This window comes from Mesorhizobium sp. WSM4307, from assembly GCF_007003945.1.
Taxonomy (GTDB): domain Bacteria; phylum Pseudomonadota; class Alphaproteobacteria; order Rhizobiales; family Rhizobiaceae; genus Mesorhizobium.
The window spans coordinates 304,722-328,876 of record NZ_VFTB01000008.1 but is presented as its reverse complement, the minus strand read 5'-3'; the positions used below and the strand labels follow the sequence as shown (position 1 = coordinate 328,876).

Here is a 24,155-nt window from a genome sequence, read left to right as displayed (position 1 = left end):
GGCAGGTCAACGCCTGCTAGGCGATAAGAGATTGGCCGGTGCGCAAGCAAGCTTGATTGCCGATCATATCGACGTCTCCGAATTCAGGCAGGCAAACGGAAGTCCGCTCGCCAACCCAGCTCCTCGACCGCCTTTTGCGTCGAGACTGCCGGGTTGGGTTCCGCCACGTTGAAGGCGCCAGGCGCCCCCTTGTCGAGCGCGAGCAGCGCGGCATAGGCGGCCGCATCGACATGCAGCGGCGATGCGCCGGCGGCCGTGTCGGTTCCTGTTCCCGGCCCATAGAGCTGGCCATATCGCAGCACGACGCCGGCGAATGGCGCGTTGAGAACGGCCTTTTCCAAGGCGATGACGCCACTGACGCTGATGCCGCGATTGCCACTCGCGCCACCATCCAGAGGGTCGGCCTCGCCATGCGGCTCCGAGCCCGGCGCATAGGCCCAGGCGATGCTTTGCGCCACCATGCGCCGGACACCGGACGCGAGGGCGACCGCGACCAGATTGCGCGTGCCTTCGTCGCGGATGCGGGCATTGCGCACGACCGCCTCGCCCATCCGGCTCGGATCCAGCCCTGGCGGCAGGTCGGTCAGCTGATGGACGACGATGTCGGGCTGGGCGGCGAGCATCGCGCGCGACAGCGCCTCGGCATCGAAGACGTCCACGACCGCCGGCCCGACTCCGAGGGCGCGCAATGTCGCGGCCTTGTCCGCATTGCGCGTGGTGCCCGTTACCTGATGACCGGCGGCCAGAAGTTGCGGGATCAGTCGCTGGCCGATGGCGCCGGAGGCGCCGGCAAGAAAGATTCGATGACCCATCGTCAGGGACTCCGCATTGTCTTAGTATCAGTGCACGAACAATATATAAGAGCTCTTACATTATGCACAAGCCGAATCCGCACGCATCGATACCCGCCCCCGGCGAAGGCAAACGCGGCGAGGAAGGCTATCTCGGCTATCTCCTGCGCCAGGCCGCCGGCGCGCATCGGCTCAGAATGGACCGTGCGCTGGGCGATCTCGGCGTGACGCAGCCGCAATTTGCCACGCTGACCATGCTTGCGGCCTATCCCGGTCTCTCCAATGCCGATCTGGCCCGGCTGGCGCTGCTCACCCCGCAAACGCTCAGCGTCATCGTCGCCAATCTCGAGCGGGCCGGCTCGCTGGTGCGCAAGCCGCATGCCGTTCACGGCCGCATCCAGCACATCGATCTCAGCGACAGCGGTCGCGCACTGCTGCACGCCTGCCGCCAGCGCGTGCGGGCGATCGAGAGCGAGCTGACGCAGGGGTTGTCGGAAGCGGAAGAACGCGTCGTCAGGCGCTGGCTGGTCGGCGTCGCCATGGCCGCAACAGCCGAGTCCTGATTATTGCCGGTTGCTGACCAGCCGATCAGGTGGGCATGGGCTCACCGGCCTCGTAGAGCACAAGGTTGCGCTCGCCGATGCCAAGCGCCGGCCAGCTCGCGCGCCATTCGGCGATGTGCGGCGAGCGGAAATGCGCATCGAACGCCGCCCTGTCGCGCCACACCTCGGTAACCCGGATCAGCCCCGCATCTAGCACATCCCGCGCGTAAGAATATTCGAGGCAACCATCCTCGGCGCGGCTGCCCGAGATCATGCGCTCCATCGCCGGCCTTGCCTCCTCCAGCTTTCCTGCAGGCAAGCGGATCGTGCCGATGATGAGAAGCATGGGTCTTCCTCCTTGCGGGATCGTCGAGCTGGCCACTCTCCCACCCTCGCGCAAGCTTGGCCAGCTACCCTCGCCGGGCTGTCCCATGCGCGGCAGTCTATGGTTCGAGGACTTATATGGCGATCAGCGAAAGCATCCAGCCCGGCGCGGTGGCCAAGAACGGCCGCGACATCTTCTTCGCGCTCGGCATCGTCATCATCCTGGCCGTGCTGTTCCTGCCGATCCCGGCCTTCCTTATCGACATCGGCCTCGCCTTCTCGATCGCGCTTTCGGTGCTGATCCTGATGGTGGCGCTGTGGATCCAGCGGCCGCTCGACTTCTCCTCGTTCCCGACCGTGCTGCTCATCGCCACGATGCTGCGGCTATCCCTCAACATCGCCACCACGCGCATGATCCTGTCGCATGGCAATGAGGGCACGCACGCCGCAGGCTATGTCATTGCCGGCTTCTCCAAGCTGGTGATGGCCAGCGACTTCGTCATCGGCCTCATCGTCTTCATGATCCTGATCGTGGTGAACTTCATCGTCATCACCAAGGGCGCCACGCGTATCGCCGAAGTCGGCGCCCGCTTCACCCTCGACGCCATCCCCGGCAAGCAGATGTCGATCGACGCCGACCTTTCCGCAGGCATGATCGACGACAAGACCGCGCAGTTGCGCCGCCGCGAACTGGAAGAAGAAAGCTCTTTCTTCGGCTCGATGGACGGCGCCTCGAAATTCGTACGCGGCGACGCCATCGCCGGCCTCATCATCACCGCCATCAACATCGTCGGCGGTATCGCCATCGGCTACATCAGGCACGGCATGGGCATGGGCGAGGCCGCCGACGTGTTCATCAAGCTGTCGGTCGGCGATGGTCTCGTCACCCAGATCCCGGCGCTGATCGTTTCGCTCGCCGCCGGCCTGCTGGTTTCCAAGGGCGGCACCCGCGGCTCGACCAACCAGGCCGTGTTCGGCCAGCTCGGCGCCCATCCGCGCGCGCTTTACGTGGCGGCGGCGCTGCTGGTGCTGCTCGGCCTGATGCCCGGCCTGCCGCTGTTCCCCTTCTTCGCACTGGCCGGCGGCATGGCTGGCCTCGGCTACGTCATCCCGATGCGCGCCAACCGCGTCCTCGCCGAGGCCGAGGCGCTGAAGACCCAGGAAAAGGCGACCAAGGCCGAGGAAGAGAAGAACTCGGTCAAGGCCTCGCTCGCCACCGCCGAGATAGAACTGCTGATCGGCAAGCAGCTGTCGACCCGGCTGCTCGTGTCACATCAGGAGCTGGTCTTCCGCATGGCCAAGATGCGCAAGAAGTTCGCCCAGCAATACGGCTTCGTCGTGCCGGAAGTGCGCGTTGCCGACGATTTCGCCATCCCGCCGAAGAGCTATCAGATCAAGGTGCATGGCACGGTGGTCGCCGAATATTCGATGCGCGTCGGTGAGATCATGGTTCTGCTCGGCAGCCGCGAAGTTCCCGAAATCCCCGGTGAAGAGATCCGCGAGCCGGCCTTCGGAATGCGTGCCTATTCCGTCATGGAAACCTTCGCCGAGGATTTGAAACGCGAGAACTACACCTTCGCCGACAACATGTCGGTGCTGCTCACCCATCTCTCGGAAGTCATCCGCAACAACCTTCCGCAGCTCCTGTCCTACAAGGACATGAAGGCGCTGCTCGAGCGCCAGGACCAGGAATACCGCAAGCTGGCCGACGAGATCTGCACCACGCACATCTCCTATCCCGGCCTGCAGGCGGTGCTGAAGCTGCTGCTCGCCGAACGTGTCTCGATCCGCAATCTGCATCTGATCATCGAGGCCATCGCCGAGATCGCGCCGCATGTGCGCCGCACCGAGCAGATCGTCGAGCATGTCCGCATCCGCATGGCCCAGCAGATCTGCGGCGACCTCTCGGAAGGCGGCGTGCTCAAGGTGCTGCGGCTCGGCAACCGCTGGGACCTCGCCTTCCACCAGAGCCTCAAGCGCGACGCCAAGGGCGAGGTGCGCGAGTTCGACATCGATCCGCGCCAGCTCGAGGAATTCGGCCAGGACGCCACCAAGGCGATCAAGAAATTCCTCGAGGCCGGCGAGCGCTTCGTTCTCGTCACCGCGCCGGACGCCCGCCCCTATGTGCGCATGATCATCGAGCGGCTGTTCACCACGCTGCCGGTGCTGTCCCATGTCGAAATCGCCAAGGGCGTCGAGATCAGGGTGCTCGGGACCATATCGTGAGCGTTCTCTCGCAGAGCGTCGTCATCGCGGCGTTCCTCGCCTTCTGCCGCATCGGCGCCTGCTTCATGCTGATGCCGGGCCTGTCCAGCGCCCGCGTGCCGGTGCAGGTCAGGCTGTTCGTGGCGGTCGCCGCCACCGGTGGCCTGCTTGCGTTCCTGTGGGACCGCATCATTCCTTTCGTCGATCCGCGCCCGCAGATCCTGGTGCCGATGATCATCTCGGAACTCCTGGTCGGCGGGCTTATCGGCGCCATGACCAGGCTCTACATGGAAGCGCTGCGCTTCATGGGCTCGGCCATCGCCATGCTGATCGGCTATGGCGGCTCGGGCGGGCCGGCGATCGAGGAACCGGAACCGCAGGCAGCCCTTGCCGCCATCATCTCGTTCTCGGCGCTGTTGATGCTGTTCGTCTTCGACTTCGACCACGAAATCGTCCGCGCTTTGGTGGCGTCCTACACGGTCGCGCCGGTCAACGTCTTCTTCAACCCGCAGGCGGCGCTGGTCGACATCACCGACACCGTGTCGGACACCTTCTTCCTGGTCATCCGCCTCGGCAGCCCGTTTGTCGCCTATGCCATTCTGGTCAATCTGACGATCGGCTTCGTCAACAAGCTGACCCCGCAGATCCCGATCTATTTCATTTCCCAGCCCTTCGTCATCGCCGGCGGCATGATCATCTTCTATTTCGCCATCGGCACCATGCTGTCGCTGTTCGTCGACGGCTTCGTCGACCTGACTTTGGCGAGGTGAGATGAGCACGCGCAAGGACCGTCTGCGGAAACTGGTCAAGGTGCAGGAGCAACTGAAGGCGCTGCACGAGACCCGCCACGCCACCTTTCTCGCCGCGGCAAACGCGGCGGAGACCGAGGCCAGGGAATTGATCGGCCATTTCGACCAGGACAATTCCCTCTCCGGCCTGTTCCCCGATCTCTATCACCGCCGCATCGCCCAGGCGGTGGTGCGCCAGGAGAAGAGCCTGGAACGCGCCAGGCAGGAGGCCGGCCTCATCGCCACGGCAAATGCCCGCACCAACATGGTCGAGCGCGCCTACAAGGAGGTGCGCAACCGCGACGAGCGCGAACGCTCCGACCGCGAACGGCTGGATCTGATCGCGCAGAAGCGGAACGAGGAATAGCTGCGGGAATCGCTTCCCTCGCTACGATTCGTTCAACGACAAATGTGCGCGTTCGTGCCTCCAACGGCACCCCAGCTGACATCACTGGACGAAGGCGGCACCGCCTTTGCTCCGATCGACACAGTCATTGGAAGTCGCCTTGGTGTTTGAGATCACGGCAAGAAGCTCGTTCCATCTCGACTCCAAAGTAGGGTGCTCTAACGCGGGATCTTTCGCCCAGTCAAAAACCCTACTCGCGTCCTTCTGGTCATCGAACTTTGGAATGTCCCTGCTGAACAAAGCAACGACAAGCTTTTTGAGGTCAGCCGAATATAGCGTCACCGATCCCTGCGTCGGCTCCGTGAAGGTGAGTGATCCCGGCAGCAGCCAGTGCGTGCCGATGCCGTCGCGCAACACCCGAGGCATATCGAGCTCATGCCGGGTAGCGATCGATCGGTGCTCGCAATAGATGTCGTGTATGTCGGAGAACACTTCACCTTCCATTCCCAAGCCGAGTTGCCCACCCGCTTGCAGCACCGAATTGAAGCCAAAGCTCTCAGTATAGCCTCCAGCCGAAGCAGATACGTCGGCAATGACGATGTGAAGCGGTGCCAGAGGCACGGACTTGTCCAACGATTTCAGGGCGTCTCGAACAAAAAGGTAAAGCGTCATTGTACCGCGGTTTTCAACCGCGCCGCCGTCCGTCACCCAATAGCGCTGTCGGACAGAGTCTGTTCCATCCGGCAATACATCGATGGCTGCGTCGGAGAAAACGGGCGGAAAATTCGAACTGAGGGCGGCGGCGCGGGCGATTGAGAGGTTTACGTCATCGATAGGGACGACTTTCATCACGGCCGGTTCATTCGCCGCCGCCCCCTGGTTGGGCGCCTTGAGGTTCGTCAGCACCAGCCGCCCGCCCGCAACGCTGCCGTCAAGCAGTTTTGGACATTTCGCGGCGAGTTCTGGAAATGAAAGATTGTCATCAGTACAGGTTGTTGGCTTGGCTTCAAACGAACCCAGCAACGACGTGTTGAACATCAAGCCGAAAGGCGGCGATCCCATCACTCCCGCACCCATGTTGCAGACGAACGACTCTGCAAGGATATTGCCCAAACGGGTTCGCGCCGGGATCCATCCGTCCACGTGCTCATCTTTCAGGGGATTTTCACCGCACACAGCCGGCTGCCAGCTTCGCCGTCCAAAGGTTGTCCGCAGATCACCGGCTCTTTCGAGAACGTCCTCGATGAAGGGATCCGCCATGACCTTCGAAAAATTCCCCCAAGCGTCATTGTCTGGATCACCGGGTCGCCGCAGTTCGCGCTCATGCAAGGCAAAGTAGGCTAGAGCGGCACTGCCACCGGATACACCACTGACGAGGACGACGTTACAGATCTTGCCTTGTTGTGCGAGCCCGTGAAGGACTGATGCCGTGTAGATGGCGGCGCGAGTGCCACCGCCAGAAGCGGCAATGGCAATTCTGGCATCGCTCGGGCCTAAGGGCGGGCAAGCGCCTGTTTGCCCGGTCTCAGACCGCAAAAAGCTGGCGGGGTCGAGGTTCTTGGGCGCCATCGAATGGATTTCCAGTTCGGCAGGCTGAGCCGCGTGGAAGAACGAGACCCAAGACGGCCCGGCTATCAAAATGAAGGCCAAGGTGCTTGTGATTACCGGAAAGACCAGTGCGGAACGTTGAAAGTCGCGCAAGCTCGGCAGTGGGTCGGGGAATACGCTCTTTGATGCCGGCATCTGTTCGATCTGCCGGCGAAAAGTGGACAGCAGTTCCGATGGAGTCTGGAACTGTAAGGCTGCCCCCTGGGCTTCGTATCCCTTCTTATACTCGCCCTGAATTTTCAATCGTCCCGCCCCATGCAGCGCTACCAGGCGACCGTTCGGCTTGATGGGGCTGGTAGGCTGGTTACCGATGTAGTCGTATCGCAGCTCAAAGGGAGGCCCAGCGGCAACACTGCCACCAAGTAGATGGAGAATTCTCCGCGCCGCGAATTGATCGCACCAGAACGCGTAGTACCACGCCGCCAAATAGAAAAAAGCGAGGTAGCCCATGATCTTGGTATTGCCGTATCCGGTGCTGCCTGCGTTGAACAGATAAGTGATGTAGTGCACGTCACCCAAGCGCGCCAGGGCAACGACAATCACCAGCAAGCTTATGGCAAGTTGCGGGCCTATGAAGAAGAGACGACCGATAGTTTTAAGAACTTCCATCAATCTTTCGAAAAGCACGCCGAGGAAGAGCACTGCCCAGCAGAGAACGCCGACAATTGCAAACACCCACCAAAGAAATCGATCCGGTACAAAGAGCACCAATAGCGATCCAGGCAAAAGCAGCTCGACCGGGTAGCGGACGGGCACAATGAGCAAGGCGGAAACCAGCGCTGCGAAAGGGCTGGTCCCCATGAAGTCGTAGCGATTCGTCGGTGGAAACAGGTCGACTGCGGGAAGCGCCTGCGCAAGTTCACTTCGTCCTTGGGGATTGAACAATCGCACGGCTACACACCAGGCCATGCCGAGTGCGATCGCCAAGATGATGACAATCGCGACACCAATGTGCAGGCGTAGTGATCCTGAATGATCGTCGTAGGTCTCAGGTTGGGTGAAGAGAAGCATTGGGGCGATCAAGACACCCAGGATCGCAAGCTGCCCAGCGAGAAGGTATCGCTGGACCCATGGTTGCAACCACGCTCCGATATGTAGCGCCAGCAACAGTGAAAGCCCGAATATCAACAGTCCGATCGTGGCCAACGTAAAGTGGAATGTCGGGCAGCCGAGCGCGATAACGACGATTAACATGAGAGACAGGACCGGGACGAACCAGGCGTAGCCATCGGGCGCAATCCAGCTCCAATACCACGCTCTGCCCGTTGGCAACGGCTGGTTCACAAAACCATCAAACCTTCGCCACCAACGAACGAAACTCCTCGTCTTGGCACCCAACCAATTGTAAAGGCCTGGTTGGTCATTCGCGGTAGCAGCTTGATCCACAGCAAACCTCTTGGCTTTCGTCATGTCTGGATTGCCCATTGCTGTGCCATCCACCGTGAGGACGCGAGTACGAAAGCTGGGTGTTCTTGGAAGCCCCATGGCTCAATGCGGCTTCTGGCCCTAGCGCGGCCGGGCCAGCCGACACGCAACTGCCATGGGGAACACTCAGCCGGGCCACTTGAGTAGGGCGACCCGTTCATGCAGGTCAATCTAGTGGGATTGTAGGCATTCCCTGGTTCCACTTTTCAAGCTTTCCCAAGAAGCCCCACGCCGCAAGGCCAAGAAATAACGGCATTGCGAAAGGGCTTAACCCCATGGCTGGCGTGATATTGGACAGTGCAGTGCCTACCGCGGTCAGATCACCCGACACGCCAGGCGAAGTCGCCAATTTGGAAAGCAGCTGCGTAATTATCGCCCCGCCAATACCAATCGCCGATTTCTTTCCGTCGAGCAGATTCCCGATCGTCTGACCGAGCGCACCGTTCACTGGGCCTAACGGCGCATCCTTGGCTTGGCCAGGGAGCAAGATGGCCGAGACCAGGTCGATCGCCCTTCGCAAGCGATCTTGCTGACTACCGCCCTGATTGACTGGCGGGACGGTGTTCGCCACGCGCTGAACTGCACCTCCCAACGCACTGACAATGCCCGCGAGGTCGCTGTTCACGCCAACCGTATTTACATGGACAGGTGAAGGCACCTTGTCCGATCTATCGGTCAAGGCGCGAATAGCGGCCTGCAAAGATTCGAGCTTCTCGCGAATATCACTTGCGGCGCCATCCGAGCTGGGCTGCAGCTGCCGGTCAATCGCCGCAATCGTAAGGGGATCTGCTAACCCCGTATCGTCCAGTCCGTTTTGTTGTTGAAAGCGCGACAGAGCTGTCCTGGTCAAAGGTCCGCTCCGCCCATCTTCGACCAATTGCGGGTCTGCTCCCAGAGCGTTCAACGAATGCTGAAGCCAGACAACATTCTTTGCCATCTCATCGTCTGGTTCCAAGCCCGGCAAACCGCCGTCTGAACCGATGCTGATCGTTGGGTCAAGGCTGAGGAGAGCCTTCAAGATCACTGCCGTCCCGAGCTGCGTATCCGCAAAATTGGGGTCGAAAACATGGTCTTTGACATACTTGCCGGCTCGCGCCTCGGGCGGCCCGTACAAGGTGGAACCACCGTAAAGGTACGGAGAATTCACACCTTTTCCGTGGTAGCCAAAACCATTGAACCCCTCGAGCCTGAACAGAGTTCGCGCAATCCCCCAATCGCTGGCGCCGACAAAGCCCTCCAGCCGCAAAGCGTCCAACGCTCCGTCGACAAAAGCGTTCGGCCCGGTGAATGGCCCACGGCCCTTCGGAACAATGGTGGTACGTTGGCCAAGTGGCTGGCCATTGCCGAGATAAGTGCCGAAATTCAGCGAAGACTCACGGTAGTGACAGACGCCGACAAACCACCATGGAACACCCGTCCGGCTTTCGATCTGAGTATAGATCGTCTTGCCATCCAGAATGCGCTTGGCTTCCTTTTTGACGACGCTGGCTCGGTTGGATCGGATTTCCAGCCTCTCCCAGTTGCGCTCATATCCCTCTTTATATTCATCAAAGAGTCCCATTGCCCATATCCCCCTTCGAGTTGTGATTGACCAAATTCGACTGCGCTAAACCTCCGCCAAACTGGAAAGCCGGACACCTTTGTCAGGCGCCGGCAGGGGCGGACATCTCAAGAATCTCCGCCCTGCTTCGCCCCCGCCGAATTGTCGAAGATTGTCACGACATATCCGGTCGTCCCCTGACTTCACCCGCTGCCAAGGACTGGTTGTCACCGGTAGTGAAGCGGCGGCCCCATGCCGAGCCCGTAGGAGACCAGGTCCTTCAGTCTGAAGCCTGCCCCGCTCACAGGCTTCCACAAAGGATCGAGCGACAGGTAAGACCTGCCGTCGCCAAACAGCAATCCGAGGAAGACCTCCGCCACAATCCGGCCGCCCACCGGTCCAAGCTGCGGCGTGGAACGTGTGCCGCCGCCTGTAATCGGGATAGCCATGTTGGTCTTGTGTGTTGCCGCTTCGGCAAGGACATAGGTCCAAAGTGGGCAGTTGTCGGCGAAGGCCTTGCCGTCGCCACCCTTGGCTGTGACGGCATCGATGATCGGGCCTACGACATCACCATCCTCGGGAGCGTCCACAGCCTTGCCGATTATGATGTCCGCATCGGCCAGGGGCTCGATGGCCATGGCACGTGCGACGCTCTGGCCGGACGGCAGGCCGAGGAGCCAGCCCCGCAAGAGATTGCGCTCGCCGAGGGAGGCCGGCGGGTCACCCGCCACAGCTTTCGGCAGATCGTGCAGGAAACCGACGAGGGATGTGTCGATCCTGTAGGCAAATTGCAGCCGACGCACGTTGGCAGGATCTCCAGTCTCGGGATCCGATCCCCCTGCGCGCTTGTCAATGTCGATAAATCGACCCCAGTCCAGGGCGCGACCCGGCTTCATCGTCTGGAAGCCGGTAAGCGCCTCCTCATGCGGCTTGCCGGCGCGTGGGAAGATCGGCAGCAGCTTGTCGTCGTTCAGCCGATAACCGGGCCTTACCATCGAATGGCCAAGCCTGTAGGCGGCGACCGAAAACTCGACTGGCATGAACGGCAGGTTGCGCCAGTGATAGTACCGCAATCGCTTTTGATCGAAGCGGCCGTCCGTCTTGAGTGCGTCAAGGATCGGTTGCGAAACGATCCTGGCGAGGAAGTCATTCACGACAACATACTGGTAGTGGAAGCGGACGAGCTGCTGGACCGCTTCAAAATCCAGGCCCGGATTGTCATCGACCATCCGGTTGTGCACGTTGAGCATCAGCCCTTGCAGTTGCGAAACCAGACTGTTTTCATCGTTGCGGGGGTCGCCGATGATTGCGCGTCCGGCGAAGCGCGGCAGATCGTGTCCGGGCTGGCCACCGGCTCCTGTCATTGCATCGCCGTGGCGGAAGCGGCCTTCTTTCGTATACATGTAAGGCTGGTCGGCGGGACCCCGGCCATAGACATTATCCAGATTAAAGCTCGGCGTGCGGAAATCCACCAGCCCATCGGGATCCAGCGATTTACGCAAGGTGCTGACGGGATCGAAGGTGATGTCGTGATCAACGAACTGGCCAAAATAGGTATAGAGGGCAGGAATCCCGCTTTCCTCGGCGTCGAGCCCATCTTTCGGCTCGTCAATATCAGCAGACATGGCGGCGCCGAGCGCCTTGAGGTTGCGACGGTTGTCATCGTCGTTTGCCCCGAACGTTGCGGGTGCCAGATTTCGGAACATGCGGCCGAAGCGGCCTTCGAACAACGGCGATCGTGTCGCATCAATGCCACGGGGCGGGGTGCCATGCGCTGCCATTTTTGATCTCCTGTCTTGTCGAATTTCTGATCCGAGGATGGCCTTGTGTCGACGAAGCCGCTTCGCCCTTCCGAGTGGGCCGCGAGGCACAGGCCGGCCCCATCCGGTCATGGCCCCGCGGCGCCGCTCCCGGGAGGAAACCCGGAATGGGCCTTGTGTCGAAGAAGCCGCTTCGCCCTTCCCAGTGGGCCGCGAGGCACAGACCGGCCCCATCCGGTCATGGCCCCGCGGCGCCGCTCCCGGGAGGAAATGAATTGGCGCCGATTTTCCATCGTCTCGTCCGGTGCGGGTCGTTCAGCTCCGGGGCAGTCGAGATGACGTCTCGGAAACAACCATTAGACCAGCTAGCGTGAAATCAGCGTGAGATGACCGCCATCTTCGGCTCTCGCGTCTTTCAGAGATCGCTTTGCCTTGCCTGCGACGCTTGTTGACCCGATCAAAATCGTAAGGCGAAAGTGGCAGCCAGGAGTGAGAAGGCTTTCTTCAACAGCGAGGATGGTGAATTGACCGCCGCGAATGCGTTTGAACTGGCAGCGCGATTTTGTTCAAAGCCGCAAGATTTGGCACCTGACCAGGCTGCAATGGCACGCGGGTTGCTCACCTCACTTGGGTACTTTGGCTCCCGCGACACAGATCCCGACCCGGTGGTGGTCAACAACCGCCAAGGACTACTGTTGGCCGCAGCGAATTTTGGCAATCTGTTCCGCTTGCACGCCCGCTACGCACCGGGGCTGCACTTTTTTGGTGCGCAGGTACATCGCAGTTGGAGAGATTCGGCCTCACCCACTTCGGCGAGCTTCAGCGGTGTCGGCCTCACCCCGGGGCGCGCATTCGAGGCCTGCATCGGCGAGGGCATCGAATATCATAGCGAATGGCAAGTGCCGCACGGGACGACGCACGGCACGCCAGTAGATGGTGTAAGTCATTGGCAGGACATTCGGCTGGCTGAACACCTCGACGATTTCCAGGTGCAATCCGGTTTCGGTGAAAGTGACCGATGGGTGCCCGTGCACCGGCTGGACGACGGTCGGCAGGGCTATCTGCCCGAGACACTTTTCATTCGCGGCGCAAACCGAAGCGCCTGGGTAACCAGTTGCGGATGCGCCGCAGGGATAACCCACGAGGCTGCCCTGACCTCGGCGCTGCTGGAAGCAATCGAGCGCGATGCGGCTGCCGCCTGGTGGCGCAGCAGGCGCGGCGGCCGGTTGATCGGACTGGAAGCGCTTGCTGGCGCGGGCGTGCTCGATCTGCTTGCGCGGATAAGGCAGGAGAAGCTCGGCAGATGCACCCAGTTTCTCGACATATCGGGTGAGTTTCCCGCGCCTGTAATCGCGGCGCTATCCTTCGACGCGGATGGTCGCGGCCTGGCAGTCGGGCTGGCTTGCAGGCTGGACGCGGGCAACGCCCTGAGGGCGGCGCTGCTGGAAATGTGCCAGATGGAACTGGCTCTCGATCTGGCGGCAATGAAACGCGCAGAACAGGGGGGTGAGAGGCTCGACGAGGTCGACCGCCTGCAGGCGGAGCGCGCCGAGACCCCTGGCGCAATCGACACGGGCCTCGTCTCACACCTGTCCAGTGGCGTGCTGATGCACAAAAATGATGAAAGGGACTTGAATTTCGTATCCTTGGTTGGCGAAATGCTTAAGAAGCAATACCGCATATACGCAGCGGATCTGACCACGCCGATGTTTGACATTCCCGTCGCCAAAGTCTTCGTCCCAGGGCTGCAGCCATTTCCGTCGCCGTTCCAGTCGCGTCGGCTTCGTTCCCTCATTGACCAGGCCGGCCCGAGCGGCCGCGCCGATCTTATGTAGACGGAGGCAGTTGCGGGACAACGATGATCGGGCACAACTCCCCAACGAGGACTGCGCCGCTGATCAGTGTCACGACGCTTGACAAGGTAGCGCTGAGCCAATTTGGGCGAGACGTCGCCGTGAGAAACCGCAAATCGCGTGCCGTCCTTGCCTATCTTGCACTGAGCCCTCATGGTTTTGAAACCCGCGAGCGCATCTGCGGCTTGCTCTGGAGTGAATCGGACGAGGCACGAGCGAGGGCCTCGCTTAGGCAAACCGTAGTCGATCTCAAGACCTGCCTGGCTGAAGTCGAAGGGGTCTTCCTCGGAGACCGGCTCAACGTGACGCTGAAGCAGTCGCTCGTCACAGTGGATGTGAGTGAGATCAGGCACGAGCTGAAAGCTGGAAGGATTCCGCCCGTCCTTCTGGAGAGGCAACGTGTCGCAGAAAGCTTTCTCAATGGCCTGGACGACATCGACCCCTCGTTTCGCAACTGGGTCCTCGTCCAGCGGCAATGCCTTCAGGACGAATTTATCTCATGTCTGGAAGCGATGGCCAAGGCCGCGGCAGACTGGCCAGCGCTAAAGCGAGCCGGACAAGCCCTGCTCAATCTCGATCCGACCAACGAGATCGGGTGCCGAGCAGTCATGGAAGCGTCGGCTCGGATGGGCGACCAAGCAACGGCCTTGAGGGCCTATAAGGGGCTTTGGGACCTGCTTGAAACAGAGTTCGACAGCGAACCTTCAGCCGCCACGCAGGCTCTGGTCAGTGACATCAAGCTCGGTACGATCGGGGCCACGGACAGGGGGGCGGTAACCGCGATTGCCGCCGAGGCATTCGGGTCCCAGGCGCAACGGCTGCAAGAGCCCGCCGCCGGCGTGCTGCTGTTCGTGCGGGAGTTCGATTTGGTGAGCGGTTCCGTCCGCGCGCGGAACGCGGTGCAAATCTTCCGCAGTGAACTGGTCGCGTCGCTGGTGCGGTTCCGCGACTGGGCGGTAATGGAATGGGAAGGGCATCCCCCCCGCTTCACCGAGAATGCCTATTGCATCGAGGCGACCGGATTTGTCGACGGGCCGGCATTGCGTCTCAGCATGACGCTTAAGCAGCTTGCATCGGGGCGCTACATCTGGAGCGAGCAGTTTGTCATCGAAAACAGCCAGTGGTACCAGACCCAGCAGAGGCTCATCCGCCGCATCGCTGTCGCGCTGGGTGTCAGCATGTCGTCCGAACGGCTGGTTCAGATCGCCAGCATCCCGGACCTGTCGCTGGAGCAGTTCGACCGCTGGCTGAGGGCGCAGGAACTGATCTTTCAGTGGCGCCCGGAGTCAGAGGAGAGGGCCGAGGCTCTGTTCAGATCAATCATCGCGGAGTCACCGCGGTTCGCTGCCGCCTACGCCGGGTTGGCCGGCATCATCAATTCACGGCATCTGATCTTTCCCGGCATCGGCCGGCGACGCGAACGCCACGCAGAAGCGCTGACGTTTGCCAAGCAGGCGACCCAGATCGATCCGATCGATTCGCGAAGCCAACTGCATCTGGCGTGGTCCTACGCCATGAACGGCATCCCGCAGCAGGCGGCCATCAGCTTCCTTCTGGCCTGCGAACTCAATGGCAACGATCCCTGGACCTTGGTCTCCGCTTCTCTCGGGCTTGCCTATTGCGACGATCGCGAGAACGCGCGGCGTATCGCCACTCTGGCGTTGCAGACCGGACTCGGCGTTTCACGCCTGCAATGGAGCTATCAGGCGGGCGTGCGGTTCCTGCTGGGCGACTATGCCGGTTGCGTCGAGGCGGCCGAGCGCGCCGCCGATAGCGTGTCGTACATCGGCGGCTGGAAGGCTGCGGCGCTCGCCTTGCTCGGCAATGAGCAAGCAGCGCATCAAGAGGCCGACCGATTTTTAGCGCAGCTGAAGACGACGTGGTTTGGAGATGAGTCACCGGAGCCGGGCAACGTCGGCACATGGCTCATGGACAGCTTTCCGATCTACAGTCCAGACGCCCTCGAGGCGCTGCGCCGAGGGCTAGCCGGGGCCGGCATTGTCGTCAGCCAGATACCTTTGCCAGAGCCCGTTCTATCGGCAGCCCCGAATGGTGTAGTCCGCGATGCGTGAGTAGAAGAAACTGTCGCGGTTGAACGGCACCGTTTCGAGAATCGCATCGAAATAGAATTCCGGAATGCCATAGTCGGCCATGCCGCCTTGTTCGGTCTGGAGCTTCTTTTGCGATTGCGTCACTTGATTGTTGGGCGGTAACCGCAGGAAGAAGACGTGGTCGTATCCCTGAACGATCTGGATTTCCTTATAGCGGTCCGGCACGACGACGAGCCCATCGAGTTGGGCCTTGAACTCGGCCAAGTCGCGCGGACGCGTGCTGGGGTCCTGTGCCCATTGCACCACCTTGCGGCCGGTCGCCTCGAAGTTAAGGGTTCGGATCGGTTCGGGAAAGGCGTCCAAATTGTCGACGGGGTCAGCCATGTTCAAGCTCCAGGAGTTGTAGGCGGGGTGATAAACCGGGGCCAGGCGTCGCCCAGATTGAGCGCGCTGGCGACGAAAAGGATCAGGTCGGCCATTGTTCGCGGGATGCCGGTGGGGAACAGTCTGGCGACGAGGTCCTGCGTAATTGGGTCGTCTTCGATCATGGCGCGCGAGGCCGCGAGCCTTGCCATGAAGACATCCCCTACAATCACCGATCCGATGGTACCGAAACACAGCCCGTCCTGTTCGATCGCGGCCTCCAACAACAGCCAGAACAGCAAAGGCGGATTTTCTGCCAGCTCAGTCGCCTCGGCCGCGGTGAAGGCAACGGTCGATCCTTGAAGCCAGGATCGAATAGCCTGGTGCCGTTTCCCGGCATCGCCGAGTAACGGCGCGGTCGCGAGAGCGGCCTGAGGCAATTGTTCGATCAAGGCATCGAGCCTTAGCAGGCCACCAATGGTTCCTCGGACCAAATCGCTGAACAAAAGTCCCGACGCATTCGGATCGGGTAGTGCAGCGCTGTCTGCTTCGCTCAACAGCCCCGCTGTGGCGGGGTCAAGTGGCTTTGAATCGGGGCCGACGCACAGGATCGGCATGCTGTAGGCACTCAGCAGCACGTCGTTGACCGTTGGTCCGATCCGCCGACTGAACTGCGGCGTCGAGCCGGCGATCTGGAAGAAATGCGACCAATCGGCGATCCAGTGTTCGGAGACCGGGAATCTATGCGGGCGTGACGAGGAGCGGTTGAGCAACACGTTCTCCAGCCCTTCGCCTTCCGGATGCTGGTCATTGAAGACATAGGAAAGCCTGACCATGGAATGGCCCAAGCGGTATGCCGCGTGGGAAAACTCAATCGGGATGCCTTGCGGCATGTCGACCAGTGGTCTGAACCCGTTCGCGTTGTAGAGGTCCCATATCGGCTTGGCGATGAGGCGCGGCAGCAAATCATTTTGCAGCACATTCCGGTAAATCGCCGTCGTGACGCGGCGTGTCCGGTCGAAAAGATACGCGCCTGCCGGCAGTTCGACGTCCTTTTTGGGTATTCCGCTGCTGCTCAGTGCACCGGCCACGGCATTGTGCAGGTGCAGGAAAAGCGCCGTCATTTGCGCAATGTTGGCGTTGTCGTCGCTACGCTGGTCTGCGACCAGGACATCCGTCCGACCCCTTTCGACTCCATCGCTCAGATCGGCCTGTTGAAAGCGTGGCAAGTCGCGTATGGCAAAGGGACAGGCGCCCGCGGGAATCGCCATGGCGTTCGGTGACGGCGGTGCCATCGGCCCGGTACGCATGAGCGACCTGACGACTTCACCAGGCTTGGCCACGACATACATGCCAGGGTTCGAGAACGGTCCTCCGCCGTAAAGCACGTCGAGCAGGAGTGCCTCCTCGCGTTCGTTGCGGCGCTCTGCCTCGTGGGCCGCCAACAAGGGACTGAGCGAGGAATTGCGGATAATGTCGTGCGCGGCGAACTGGGCAAGATAGGTGTATCCTGCCGGAATCCGCTCGTTGGTTTTGTTGCCACCTCCGGCGGATGCCACACTCATCCTGCGCAGCAGCTTGGCAAACAGGCACTGAGTGGCCCAAGGTGTCTCCAGGCCATGATAGAGCTTGGCTTCGTCCGCGCCGGCAGCATTGCCGAAGTTGCGAAACTGCACCTGACGCGGATCGACAGCGCCGGCGATGCCTTGAACACCGCCCGACACGGCCAGCCCGGCGGTAGTCGTGCCGCGATGAGCGTTCATTCCGGTTCTCCCCGTCCCTTGGACCGTATTCCATACGTGTCGTGAAACCAGCGTGAAATGCTACTAATTTCGCGGCGCGCGAGGAAAGTTGACGGCCCAAAATCTGCCGGTCAGCAATGCGCCGCATGGTCGCCGTCCGCCGATCCCCGCCAAGCCTGGAAGCTGCCGTACTGTATCTTTGAACGGCGACATAAACAAAGTGCTTCGTGCCCGCTGGTGACCTTGGCCTCGAATCCAAGCTTCGCTAGAGTTCACGACATGCTGAACGCCATTCACCACGTCGCGCTCATCTGCACCGACTACGACCGGTCGCGACGGTTCTACGTCGAACTCCTCGGCCTCGATCTGATCCGGGAGGTCTATCGGGAGGAGCGACAGTCATGGAAGGCCGATCTGCGGATCGGGTCCGTCCAGCTGGAATTGTTCTCCTTCCCCGCCCCAGTGACGAGGCCGTCCTATCCAGAGGCGACGGGCCTGAGGCATCTGGCATTTGCCGTGGCCAATCTCGATCCCGTAATCATGCGCCTGGAAGCCGCCGGCGTCGCCGTTGAGCCAATCCGCATCGACCCATATACAGATCAACGGTTTACCTTCTTCAGCGACCCGGATGGATTGCCGCTGGAACTCTGCGAAGTCCCACAAGGAACGGGACGCTTTCGCCACCATGCCGGTCGCGGCCTGCCCGCGCCGTTGCATTGGCGCCGCCTCGGGTCGAAAATGCCCCCATGGAAGCAGTCCGATTTCCCAAACTCATGACACCAAGGCTCGTGCTTCGGGCGCCCAGCGAAAGGGATGTCCCGGCATGGTTTGCGCGCGCGACGGATGTCGAATCCGCCTCCCTCGCCGGTGATCCCATTCCCGGCGACATAAGCGCGGGCGAGCGATGGTTGGCCCGCTCGCGTCAGCGGTTCGCCGACGGCAAGGCGATCCAGTGGTCGATGGACCAGACGGGAGTATCGGACGCGATCGGGACGATAACCCTGACCTTCGGCGCAACCGATGCCAAGGCAGCCGCATTGGGATTTGTGCTGGCACGCGCGCATTGGGGGCACGGGCTGGGTAGCGAGGCGGTGCGCGAAGTCCTGCGCTACGCCTTTGAAACCCTGGCGCTTGAACAGGTGACGGCCGAGGCGGCGGCGCGCAATTTCGCGTCGCTGCGGATATTGGCGAAGCTCGGCTTCAGGCATATCGAGAGCTTCATCGATGAGTCCGATGGCGAGCGCTGCGAGCGTTTCGCACTCGACGCGGATATCGGATCGCCACTGTCGACGAGCGACCGCTAGGTCCCGTGCTTGCTCGATTCAATTGCAGGTATTCGCGGCCTTAAGCGCTTCGGCACGGGAGGGTTCGTGCAAATCCGCGATCCGGCGGACAGCAGCGTAGAACCTTGGATAGTCGCCGGAACACAAATCGAACAGATGAAGGAACGCCGGAACCTGTTCACCGTAGACGGCAGTCGCGGCGAGCTTTGCATTGTTGATCGGGGCATCGAACCAGGCATCGTATCCCCGGTATCCGGCCCAGCTTTTGTCGCGCATCTGTCGGTAGCGCATCCGCAGCCTGTCGATCGTGGCTGCCTTGGCAGCCGCCATCTGCTCAGGGGCGCGGGGACTTCCATAGACCTGCCGCAACTCATCCCGCGTTTTCGCGATCAGTCCGAGAAAATCCGCCTGGCGCTTGCGGTTCGTTTCGTAGCGGCGCAACCCGGCGCGATCGCCGGCAGCTCGGAGCCATCTCCTCACACCGCTGGTTTCGACGGAGACCGCGAAAGCCTCGTTGAACGCGGAGTCGTTGTTCACATAGATTTTCTGATGCGCCAGCTCATGAAAGACAAGGCTGGCGATATAGGTGTCGTCCTGACGCAGCATGGTGCTGAGCAGCGGGTCGCTGAACCAGCCCAGCGTGGAGTAGGCGGTGACGCCTGACACATAAACGTCCAGTCCTTGCCGCTGCAGTTCGGCGGCGCTTTCAGCCGCTGATTTCCGGGAAAAGTAACCCCGGTACGGAACGCAGCCGAAGACCGGAAAGCACCATGTTATCGGCGTAAGCGAGAATCGGGGCGCGGCAAAAACGGCAAGGGTCACATCGGCCCGGCCGATGTCGACATAGCTGCGATAGCTGCTGTTGTCGGGCAGCGCCAGTTCTTCCGTGGCAAAGCGGCGTATGGCGCTGGCCGACGTCAATTTGGCGCGCAATGCCTCGGGCGTCGAGGGATCACGGATGAGCCTTCCGACATTTTTCCGCGCGGCCATGATCTGCACGTGGCCCTCCACCGACTGCGCGTAGTAGGAAATGCTGGTGCACCCGGCCAGGCCGGACGCCACAATCACAGCGGCAAGCATTCGAAGAACGCGCTTCACTGTTTGCCCACCGCTTGCCCATCTCCCATGCAGCAAATGTCTCGATCCCGTTCTCAAACAGGCGCACCAATTCCCGTCAAGATGTACAGGGGCAGCGGGCCGGACTTTCGACGTTGGCAGGATTGGCGATGCGGCCATTCGCCTACGGCGTGCCGTGTCCCCCTGGCTGTCGTCAGCTTGCGGGCTGCCGCGGTCATTCGAGAACGGCGGCGGATGCCCGCTTCCGGCCCGAAGCCGACACCTCGTCTCCACCCCACATTCCGCGCCCTCCCCTCGCGCAAGCCTGCCACAAGCTTGTTGAGGCATGGTCTGGCCAAGGAAAACCGGTAAAAGGCGGACTTTCTTGGCGATTTCTCCACCCAGCGACATCGTTATGGATGTCGCCCGAGCTGCCGATCCGATGGATATCGAGGCTGCCCGTGCCGCGCTGACCAGGCGCGCGGGTGGCGCGGCCGGTGCCTTTTCGGTCGACACCTCCGGTTCGCTGGATACCGCGGCGTCGGTCGACGCCGGCTCGATTCTGTCGCGCGCCACGGCTGACAAGGCGGCGGCGACAGCCGATCCGGCCAGGAAATTCAAGAAGTTCGAGGCGATGGTCTTGCAGACCTTCATTCAGAACATGCTGCCCAAGGACACGGAGGGCGTCTATGGCACGGGTCTGGCCGGCGACATGTGGAAGTCGCAGCTCGCCGAGCGCGTCGCCGACGTGATGGCCGAGCGCGGCGGCATCGGCATCGCCAAGTCGCTGCTTGCCGACCACTATATGGACGGCAAGCGCAGGGTGCCGATCGGCCCGGTTTCAAACGGACCGGAAAAGACCGAGATCGATCAGCAGACCCGTCTGTCCAGCTCGCTCGTCCAGGAATTGCAGCGCAAGGCCGCCAGGTCGATGACCGGCGACGAGACAACCATAAAAACAGACATCAAGATCTAGACTGGGAAACACCATGGCCGATTCTTCCGAATTCACTGCCAACCTGCCGGCGCGCACGACCGCGTCGGAGGCTCCGATCCCGTTCGCGCGGCCCGGAAACCTTGCCGCCATCATCGGCCGCATCGAGGAGGTGGTCGAGGAAGAGACCGCCGGCATCCGCAGCGATACCGGCTATGATCTCAAGGCGTCGAACGCCCGCAAGAGCCGCTATCTCTACGAGCTGACCCGCGCCATGAAGGGCGGCAGCGAAGCTGAGTTCCTCGAACAGCACCGCGAGGGCCTGACCCGGCTGCGCCAGAAACTGGCGAAGAACGAGGCGGCGATCCTGGCGCATCTGAGCGCCGTCAATGAGGTCGCCGGCCTGCTGCGCAGCGCCATCCAGCGCGCCGAAACCGACGGCACCTACTCCGCCGGCGAGTTCGGCCGGATGAAAGGTTAGCGCGATGATCTCGGGCTCGGGCTCTGAATGATCAAGATCATCGCCATCGCGGTCTGGGTCTGCGCCGCCACGCTCGGCGCCGTCTTCTATTCGTTCCAGGCAGCCGGTGAACGCGGTGTCGGCGAGAAACCCAAGCCGATGCTGGGCGGGCTGGACTACGTCAAGACCGACGTCATTTCGGTGCCGCTGATCCGCGATTCCAAGATCGGCGGCTATTTCCTGGCGAAGCTCGTCTATACCGTCGAACCGGAGCAGATAAAGAAACTGTCGATTCCGGCCGAAGCGCTCATTACCGACCAGGTCTACAGCTACCTCTACGCCAATCCCCAGATCGACTTCACCAAGAAGGCGACGATCGACCTCGATGCCTTTCGCGCCGCCATTCGCGACACCGTCAATGCCCGCGTCGGCGCGAACCTGGTGCATGAGGTTCTGATCGATCAGGTCAATTTCCTGAGCAAGGACGAGATCCGCGACAACTGGCTACGCCGTCGGCAGGATTCCGACACCGCGGCTGCCGGGACCGTCAAGCCGGCCGAAGCGGACGCGCCGCCAGCCCACTGACCACCGGTGCCCCGACAGGCTACCTGGTGCGGCGATAGGAACCAGCCTCCAGGATTTGCGTTGACGTAAACGTCAACCAGAAGCTATATGCGGCAGCGACCGTGATCGCCAGAGATGCCGCATGGACTTCGGCCAGACCGAAATGCCCTGCGCGACAGGTGCAACCAGACAGGGAGAACAGCGTGAGCGTTCAGGAGATTGCCGAGAAGATCAAGTCGCGCGTGGCCAGCAGCGGGTTTGATCGTTCCGTGAAGTTCGACACCGGCGGCGACGGCGTCATCGTCATCGACGGCGCAACCGTCTCGAACACCGATGCCCCCACCGACTGCACCATCAAGCTCTCGCTCGATGATCTCGATTCACTGATCGCCGGCGACCTGAACCCGACCATGGCGTTCATGACCGGCAAGATCAAAGTCGAAGGCGACATGACGGTGGCCATGGCGCTCAGCCAGTTGATTGGCTGAACACGCACGATCACCCGATGGGTCGATGAATGAAAAACGCCGCCCTTTCAGGCGGCGTTTGTTTGAGGAATAGCGTGGTCGATGCCTCAGGCGGCCAGTGTCGGCGCCTGGGCCTTCAGCTTGCGGCCGCAGGCCTTCAGCGTGCCGTGCACGCCGTCGAGCGCACCGTCCACCAGTTCCAGCGCCAGCAGGCGATGCCGCTCATAGGGGCCTGGCATCGCCAGCCGGCCCGTCTTGTCGGCCGAGAAACCGAAGCGTCCGTAATAGGGCGCATCGCCGACCAGCAGGATCGCCGCGTGACCGAGACGCGCCGCCTCGGCCACGGCGTGGCGCATCAGCGCCGAGCCGATGCCGGCATTCTTGAGTGACGGATCGACGGCGAGCGGGCCAAGCAGCAATGCCGGCGGGCCGCCCTCGCCCAACCTGACATCCCACAGCCGCACCGTGCCGGCGACGCCGCCCGACGCGTCGCGCGCGACGAAAGCCAGGCCTTCCGAGGGCCGGCGGCCACGCCGCAGCTTCTCCGACGATTTTTTCCGCCGCATCGGCCCCATGGCACGATCGAGCAAGGCTTCGCGTGCCGCTACGTCGGCGACGGTTTCGGCGACCATGGAGAAGGCCGGCGCATGAGCTACGATTTCAACTGACATTTCCATTTCCGCAATCCCTGGCAAGCGGAGATCTGTTCCACAAGCGAGCCCGGGCGGGCGGCAAGCGCCCACCTGGGATGATCTGATCGGCTCTCAGCGCATTTTCAGGCGAAGTGGTATCCGGTTCGCCGTCCGAAAATGCGCCAAATAAAGAACCGTCAGATCACGTAGGATCGGAGAGGCTCGAAGCCGTTGAAGGCGACCGCCGAGTAGGTGGTCGTGTAGGCACCGGTGCCTTCGATCAGCACCTCGTCGCCGATCGTCAGCGACAGGGGCAGTGGATACGGCGTCTTCTCGTACATCACGTCGGCCGAATCGCAGGTCGGGCCGGCGAGCACGCAAGGCGCGGTCTCCGAGCCGTCATGGCGGGTGACGAGGGGATAGCGGATCGCCTCGTCCATCGTCTCGGCCAGACCGCCGAACTTGCCGATGTCGAGGAACACCCAGCGCACATTGTCATTGTCGGCCTTCTTCGAGATCAGCACGACTTCCGACTTGATGACGCCGGCATTGCCGACCATGCCACGGCCCGGCTCGATGATGGTTTCGGGAATGGCATTGCCGAAATGCTTGCGCAGCGCCGAGAAGATCGCCTGGCCATAGGCCTGGGCCGCCGGCACGTCACGCAAATAGCGCGTCGGGAAACCGCCGCCCATGTTGACCATCTTCAAGACGATGCCTTCCTCGGCCAGCGTCGCGAACACCTTCTTGGCGTCGGCCAGCGCACGGTCCCAGGCGGTCAGGTCGGTCTGCTGCGAGCCGACGTGGAACGACACGCCATAGGCGTCGAGGCCGAGCGCCTTGGCATGGCGCAGCACGTCGACGGCCATGGCGGGCACGCAGCCGAACTTGCGCGACAGCGGCCATTCGGCGCCTTCGCCGTCGGTCAGCACGCGGCAGAACACGCGCGCGCCGGAAGCAACACGAGCGATCTTCTCGACCTCCTCGACGCAGTCGACCGCGAACAGCCGGATGCCGAGCTGGTAGGCGCGTGCGATGTCACGCTCCTTCTTGATGGTGTTGCCGAAGGAGATGCGGTCCGCGGGCGCACCCGCGTCCATCGCCATCTCGACTTCGGCAACGGAAGCGGTGTCGAAGGACGAGCCCATCGCAGCAAGGAGGCGCAGGATTTCCGGCGCCGGGTTTGCTTTCACCGCATAGTAGATCTTGGAATCGGGCAACGCCTTCTCGAAGGCGCGGAAATTGTCACGCACGACATCGAGGTCGACGACGAGGCAAGGGCCGGACGGACGTCGGGTGGCGAGGAAATCGAGGATGCGCTGGGTAGCCATCGGGTTCTCCAAACACGCCTTTCGGCGCGCACAAGGGTGCGGACGCGGGCTGTCGGCCTCGCGAACACGCGGTGGACAAAGGCGGGACGG

The 24,155-nt window shown here is 61.8% G+C and carries 21 protein-coding genes and 1 pseudogene; 12 read left to right on the top strand and 10 right to left on the bottom strand.

Features of this window, described 5'->3' with window-relative positions:
- Positions 1 to 83: 83 nt before the first annotated feature.
- A complete protein-coding gene (locus FJV83_RS21300; protein ID WP_095792686.1) occupies positions 84 to 812 on the bottom strand; it encodes an NAD(P)H-binding protein in 729 nt (242 codons plus the stop codon).
- A 62-nt stretch (positions 813 to 874) separates the two neighbouring features.
- Here FJV83_RS21300 and FJV83_RS21295 point away from each other — a divergent pair, with 62 nt between their 5' ends.
- Positions 875 to 1,354 (top strand): MarR family transcriptional regulator, encoded by a 480-nt coding sequence (locus FJV83_RS21295; protein WP_142884480.1) that lies wholly within the window; start codon positions 875 to 877, stop codon positions 1,352 to 1,354.
- Between the two features lie 25 nt (positions 1,355 to 1,379).
- Here FJV83_RS21295 and FJV83_RS21290 read toward each other — a convergent pair whose 3' ends face one another.
- A complete protein-coding gene (locus tag FJV83_RS21290; RefSeq protein WP_095786956.1) occupies positions 1,380 to 1,679 on the bottom strand; it encodes a putative quinol monooxygenase in 300 nt (99 codons plus the stop codon).
- Positions 1,680 to 1,795: 116 nt separating this feature from the next.
- On the opposite strand from FJV83_RS21290, the gene flhA reads away from it, so the two are divergent.
- The 3 genes from flhA to FJV83_RS21275 are packed head-to-tail and all read left to right on the top strand — an operon-like array spanning position 1,796 to position 5,017.
- A complete protein-coding gene (gene flhA / locus FJV83_RS21285; protein WP_095786957.1) occupies positions 1,796 to 3,883 on the top strand; it encodes a flagellar biosynthesis protein FlhA in 2,088 nt (695 codons plus the stop codon).
- On the top strand, positions 3,880 to 4,632 hold the full coding sequence (fliR, locus tag FJV83_RS21280; protein ID WP_038649353.1) for a flagellar biosynthetic protein FliR: 753 nt from the start codon (positions 3,880 to 3,882) through the stop codon (positions 4,630 to 4,632). Before flhA ends, fliR begins: the two co-directional genes overlap by 4 nt.
- A gap of 1 nt (position 4,633) precedes the next feature.
- Positions 4,634 to 5,017, top strand: coding sequence for a hypothetical protein (locus FJV83_RS21275; RefSeq protein ID WP_095786959.1), 384 nt, complete (start codon positions 4,634 to 4,636; stop codon positions 5,015 to 5,017).
- A gap of 81 nt (positions 5,018 to 5,098) precedes the next feature.
- Here the strand turns inward: FJV83_RS21275 and FJV83_RS21270 are convergent, their stop codons facing one another.
- The 3 genes from FJV83_RS21270 to FJV83_RS21260 all read right to left on the bottom strand — a co-directional run bounded on the left by FJV83_RS21270 (position 5,099) and on the right by FJV83_RS21260 (position 11,350).
- Positions 5,099 to 8,014, bottom strand: a complete 2,916-nt coding sequence (locus FJV83_RS21270) for a patatin-like phospholipase family protein (protein ID WP_095772739.1) — start codon at positions 8,012 to 8,014, stop codon at positions 5,099 to 5,101.
- Positions 8,015 to 8,195: 181 nt separating this feature from the next.
- Entirely contained in the window at positions 8,196 to 9,590 is a 1,395-nt protein-coding gene (locus tag FJV83_RS21265; RefSeq protein ID WP_142884481.1) for a peptidoglycan-binding protein, read from the bottom strand.
- Positions 9,591 to 9,796: 206 nt separating this feature from the next.
- Complete coding sequence (locus tag FJV83_RS21260; protein WP_185973268.1) at positions 9,797 to 11,350, bottom strand: heme peroxidase family protein; 1,554 nt, start codon at positions 11,348 to 11,350, stop codon at positions 9,797 to 9,799.
- 503 nt (positions 11,351 to 11,853) lie between these two features.
- Between FJV83_RS21260 and FJV83_RS21255 the strand changes: the two genes are divergently transcribed.
- Both FJV83_RS21255 and FJV83_RS21250 read left to right on the top strand, forming a co-directional pair.
- Positions 11,854 to 13,164: a YcaO-like family protein gene (locus tag FJV83_RS21255; protein WP_246691901.1), complete on the top strand. Its 1,311-nt coding sequence runs from the start codon at positions 11,854 to 11,856 to the stop codon at positions 13,162 to 13,164.
- Positions 13,165 to 13,187: 23 nt separating this feature from the next.
- Positions 13,188 to 15,254 (top strand): BTAD domain-containing putative transcriptional regulator, encoded by a 2,067-nt coding sequence (locus tag FJV83_RS21250; protein ID WP_142884482.1) that lies wholly within the window; start codon positions 13,188 to 13,190, stop codon positions 15,252 to 15,254.
- Here FJV83_RS21250 and FJV83_RS21245 read toward each other — a convergent pair.
- Positions 15,216 to 15,617 carry a hypothetical protein gene (locus tag FJV83_RS21245; RefSeq protein ID WP_095772636.1) on the bottom strand — a complete coding sequence of 134 codons (402 nt, stop codon included), beginning with the start codon at positions 15,615 to 15,617 and terminating at the stop codon, positions 15,216 to 15,218. The genes FJV83_RS21250 and FJV83_RS21245 overlap by 39 nt on opposite strands.
- Before the next feature lie 2 nt (positions 15,618 to 15,619).
- Positions 15,620 to 17,359 (bottom strand): peroxidase family protein, encoded by a 1,740-nt coding sequence (locus FJV83_RS21240; protein WP_142884483.1) that lies wholly within the window; start codon positions 17,357 to 17,359, stop codon positions 15,620 to 15,622.
- Between the two features lie 258 nt (positions 17,360 to 17,617).
- On the opposite strand from FJV83_RS21240, the pseudogene FJV83_RS21235 reads away from it, so the two are divergent.
- Together FJV83_RS21235 and FJV83_RS21230 are read left to right on the top strand one after the other, a co-directional pair.
- Positions 17,618 to 17,998 (top strand): annotated as a pseudogene (locus FJV83_RS21235) (VOC family protein); the annotation flags it as partial.
- A gap of 86 nt (positions 17,999 to 18,084) precedes the next feature.
- Positions 18,085 to 18,642, top strand: coding sequence for a GNAT family N-acetyltransferase (locus tag FJV83_RS21230; protein WP_179301081.1), 558 nt, complete (start codon positions 18,085 to 18,087; stop codon positions 18,640 to 18,642).
- An 18-nt stretch (positions 18,643 to 18,660) separates the two neighbouring features.
- Here the strand turns inward: FJV83_RS21230 and FJV83_RS21225 are convergent, their stop codons facing one another.
- Positions 18,661 to 19,701 (bottom strand): aminopeptidase, encoded by a 1,041-nt coding sequence (locus tag FJV83_RS21225; RefSeq protein WP_095786966.1) that lies wholly within the window; start codon positions 19,699 to 19,701, stop codon positions 18,661 to 18,663.
- Between the two features lie 322 nt (positions 19,702 to 20,023).
- On the opposite strand from FJV83_RS21225, the gene FJV83_RS21220 reads away from it, so the two are divergent.
- The 4 genes from FJV83_RS21220 to FJV83_RS21205 all read left to right on the top strand — a co-directional run bounded on the left by FJV83_RS21220 (position 20,024) and on the right by FJV83_RS21205 (position 22,123).
- Positions 20,024 to 20,653 (top strand): rod-binding protein, encoded by a 630-nt coding sequence (locus FJV83_RS21220; RefSeq protein ID WP_185973269.1) that lies wholly within the window; start codon positions 20,024 to 20,026, stop codon positions 20,651 to 20,653.
- 13 nt (positions 20,654 to 20,666) lie between these two features.
- Positions 20,667 to 21,092 (top strand): hypothetical protein, encoded by a 426-nt coding sequence (locus tag FJV83_RS21215; RefSeq protein WP_095786967.1) that lies wholly within the window; start codon positions 20,667 to 20,669, stop codon positions 21,090 to 21,092.
- A gap of 27 nt (positions 21,093 to 21,119) precedes the next feature.
- Entirely contained in the window at positions 21,120 to 21,656 is a 537-nt protein-coding gene (locus tag FJV83_RS21210) for a hypothetical protein (protein WP_095772630.1), read from the top strand.
- Between the two features lie 182 nt (positions 21,657 to 21,838).
- A complete protein-coding gene (locus tag FJV83_RS21205) occupies positions 21,839 to 22,123 on the top strand; it encodes an SCP2 sterol-binding domain-containing protein (protein ID WP_019861010.1) in 285 nt (94 codons plus the stop codon).
- An 86-nt stretch (positions 22,124 to 22,209) separates the two neighbouring features.
- On the opposite strand, the gene FJV83_RS21200 is transcribed toward FJV83_RS21205, so the two are convergent.
- Together FJV83_RS21200 and odc2 are read right to left on the bottom strand one after the other, a co-directional pair.
- Positions 22,210 to 22,779, bottom strand: coding sequence for an N-acetyltransferase (locus FJV83_RS21200; protein WP_095786968.1), 570 nt, complete (start codon positions 22,777 to 22,779; stop codon positions 22,210 to 22,212).
- 152 nt (positions 22,780 to 22,931) lie between these two features.
- Positions 22,932 to 24,065, bottom strand: a complete 1,134-nt coding sequence (odc2, locus tag FJV83_RS21195) for an ornithine/lysine decarboxylase (protein WP_095772628.1) — start codon at positions 24,063 to 24,065, stop codon at positions 22,932 to 22,934.
- Between the last annotated feature and the right edge of the window lie 90 nt (positions 24,066 to 24,155).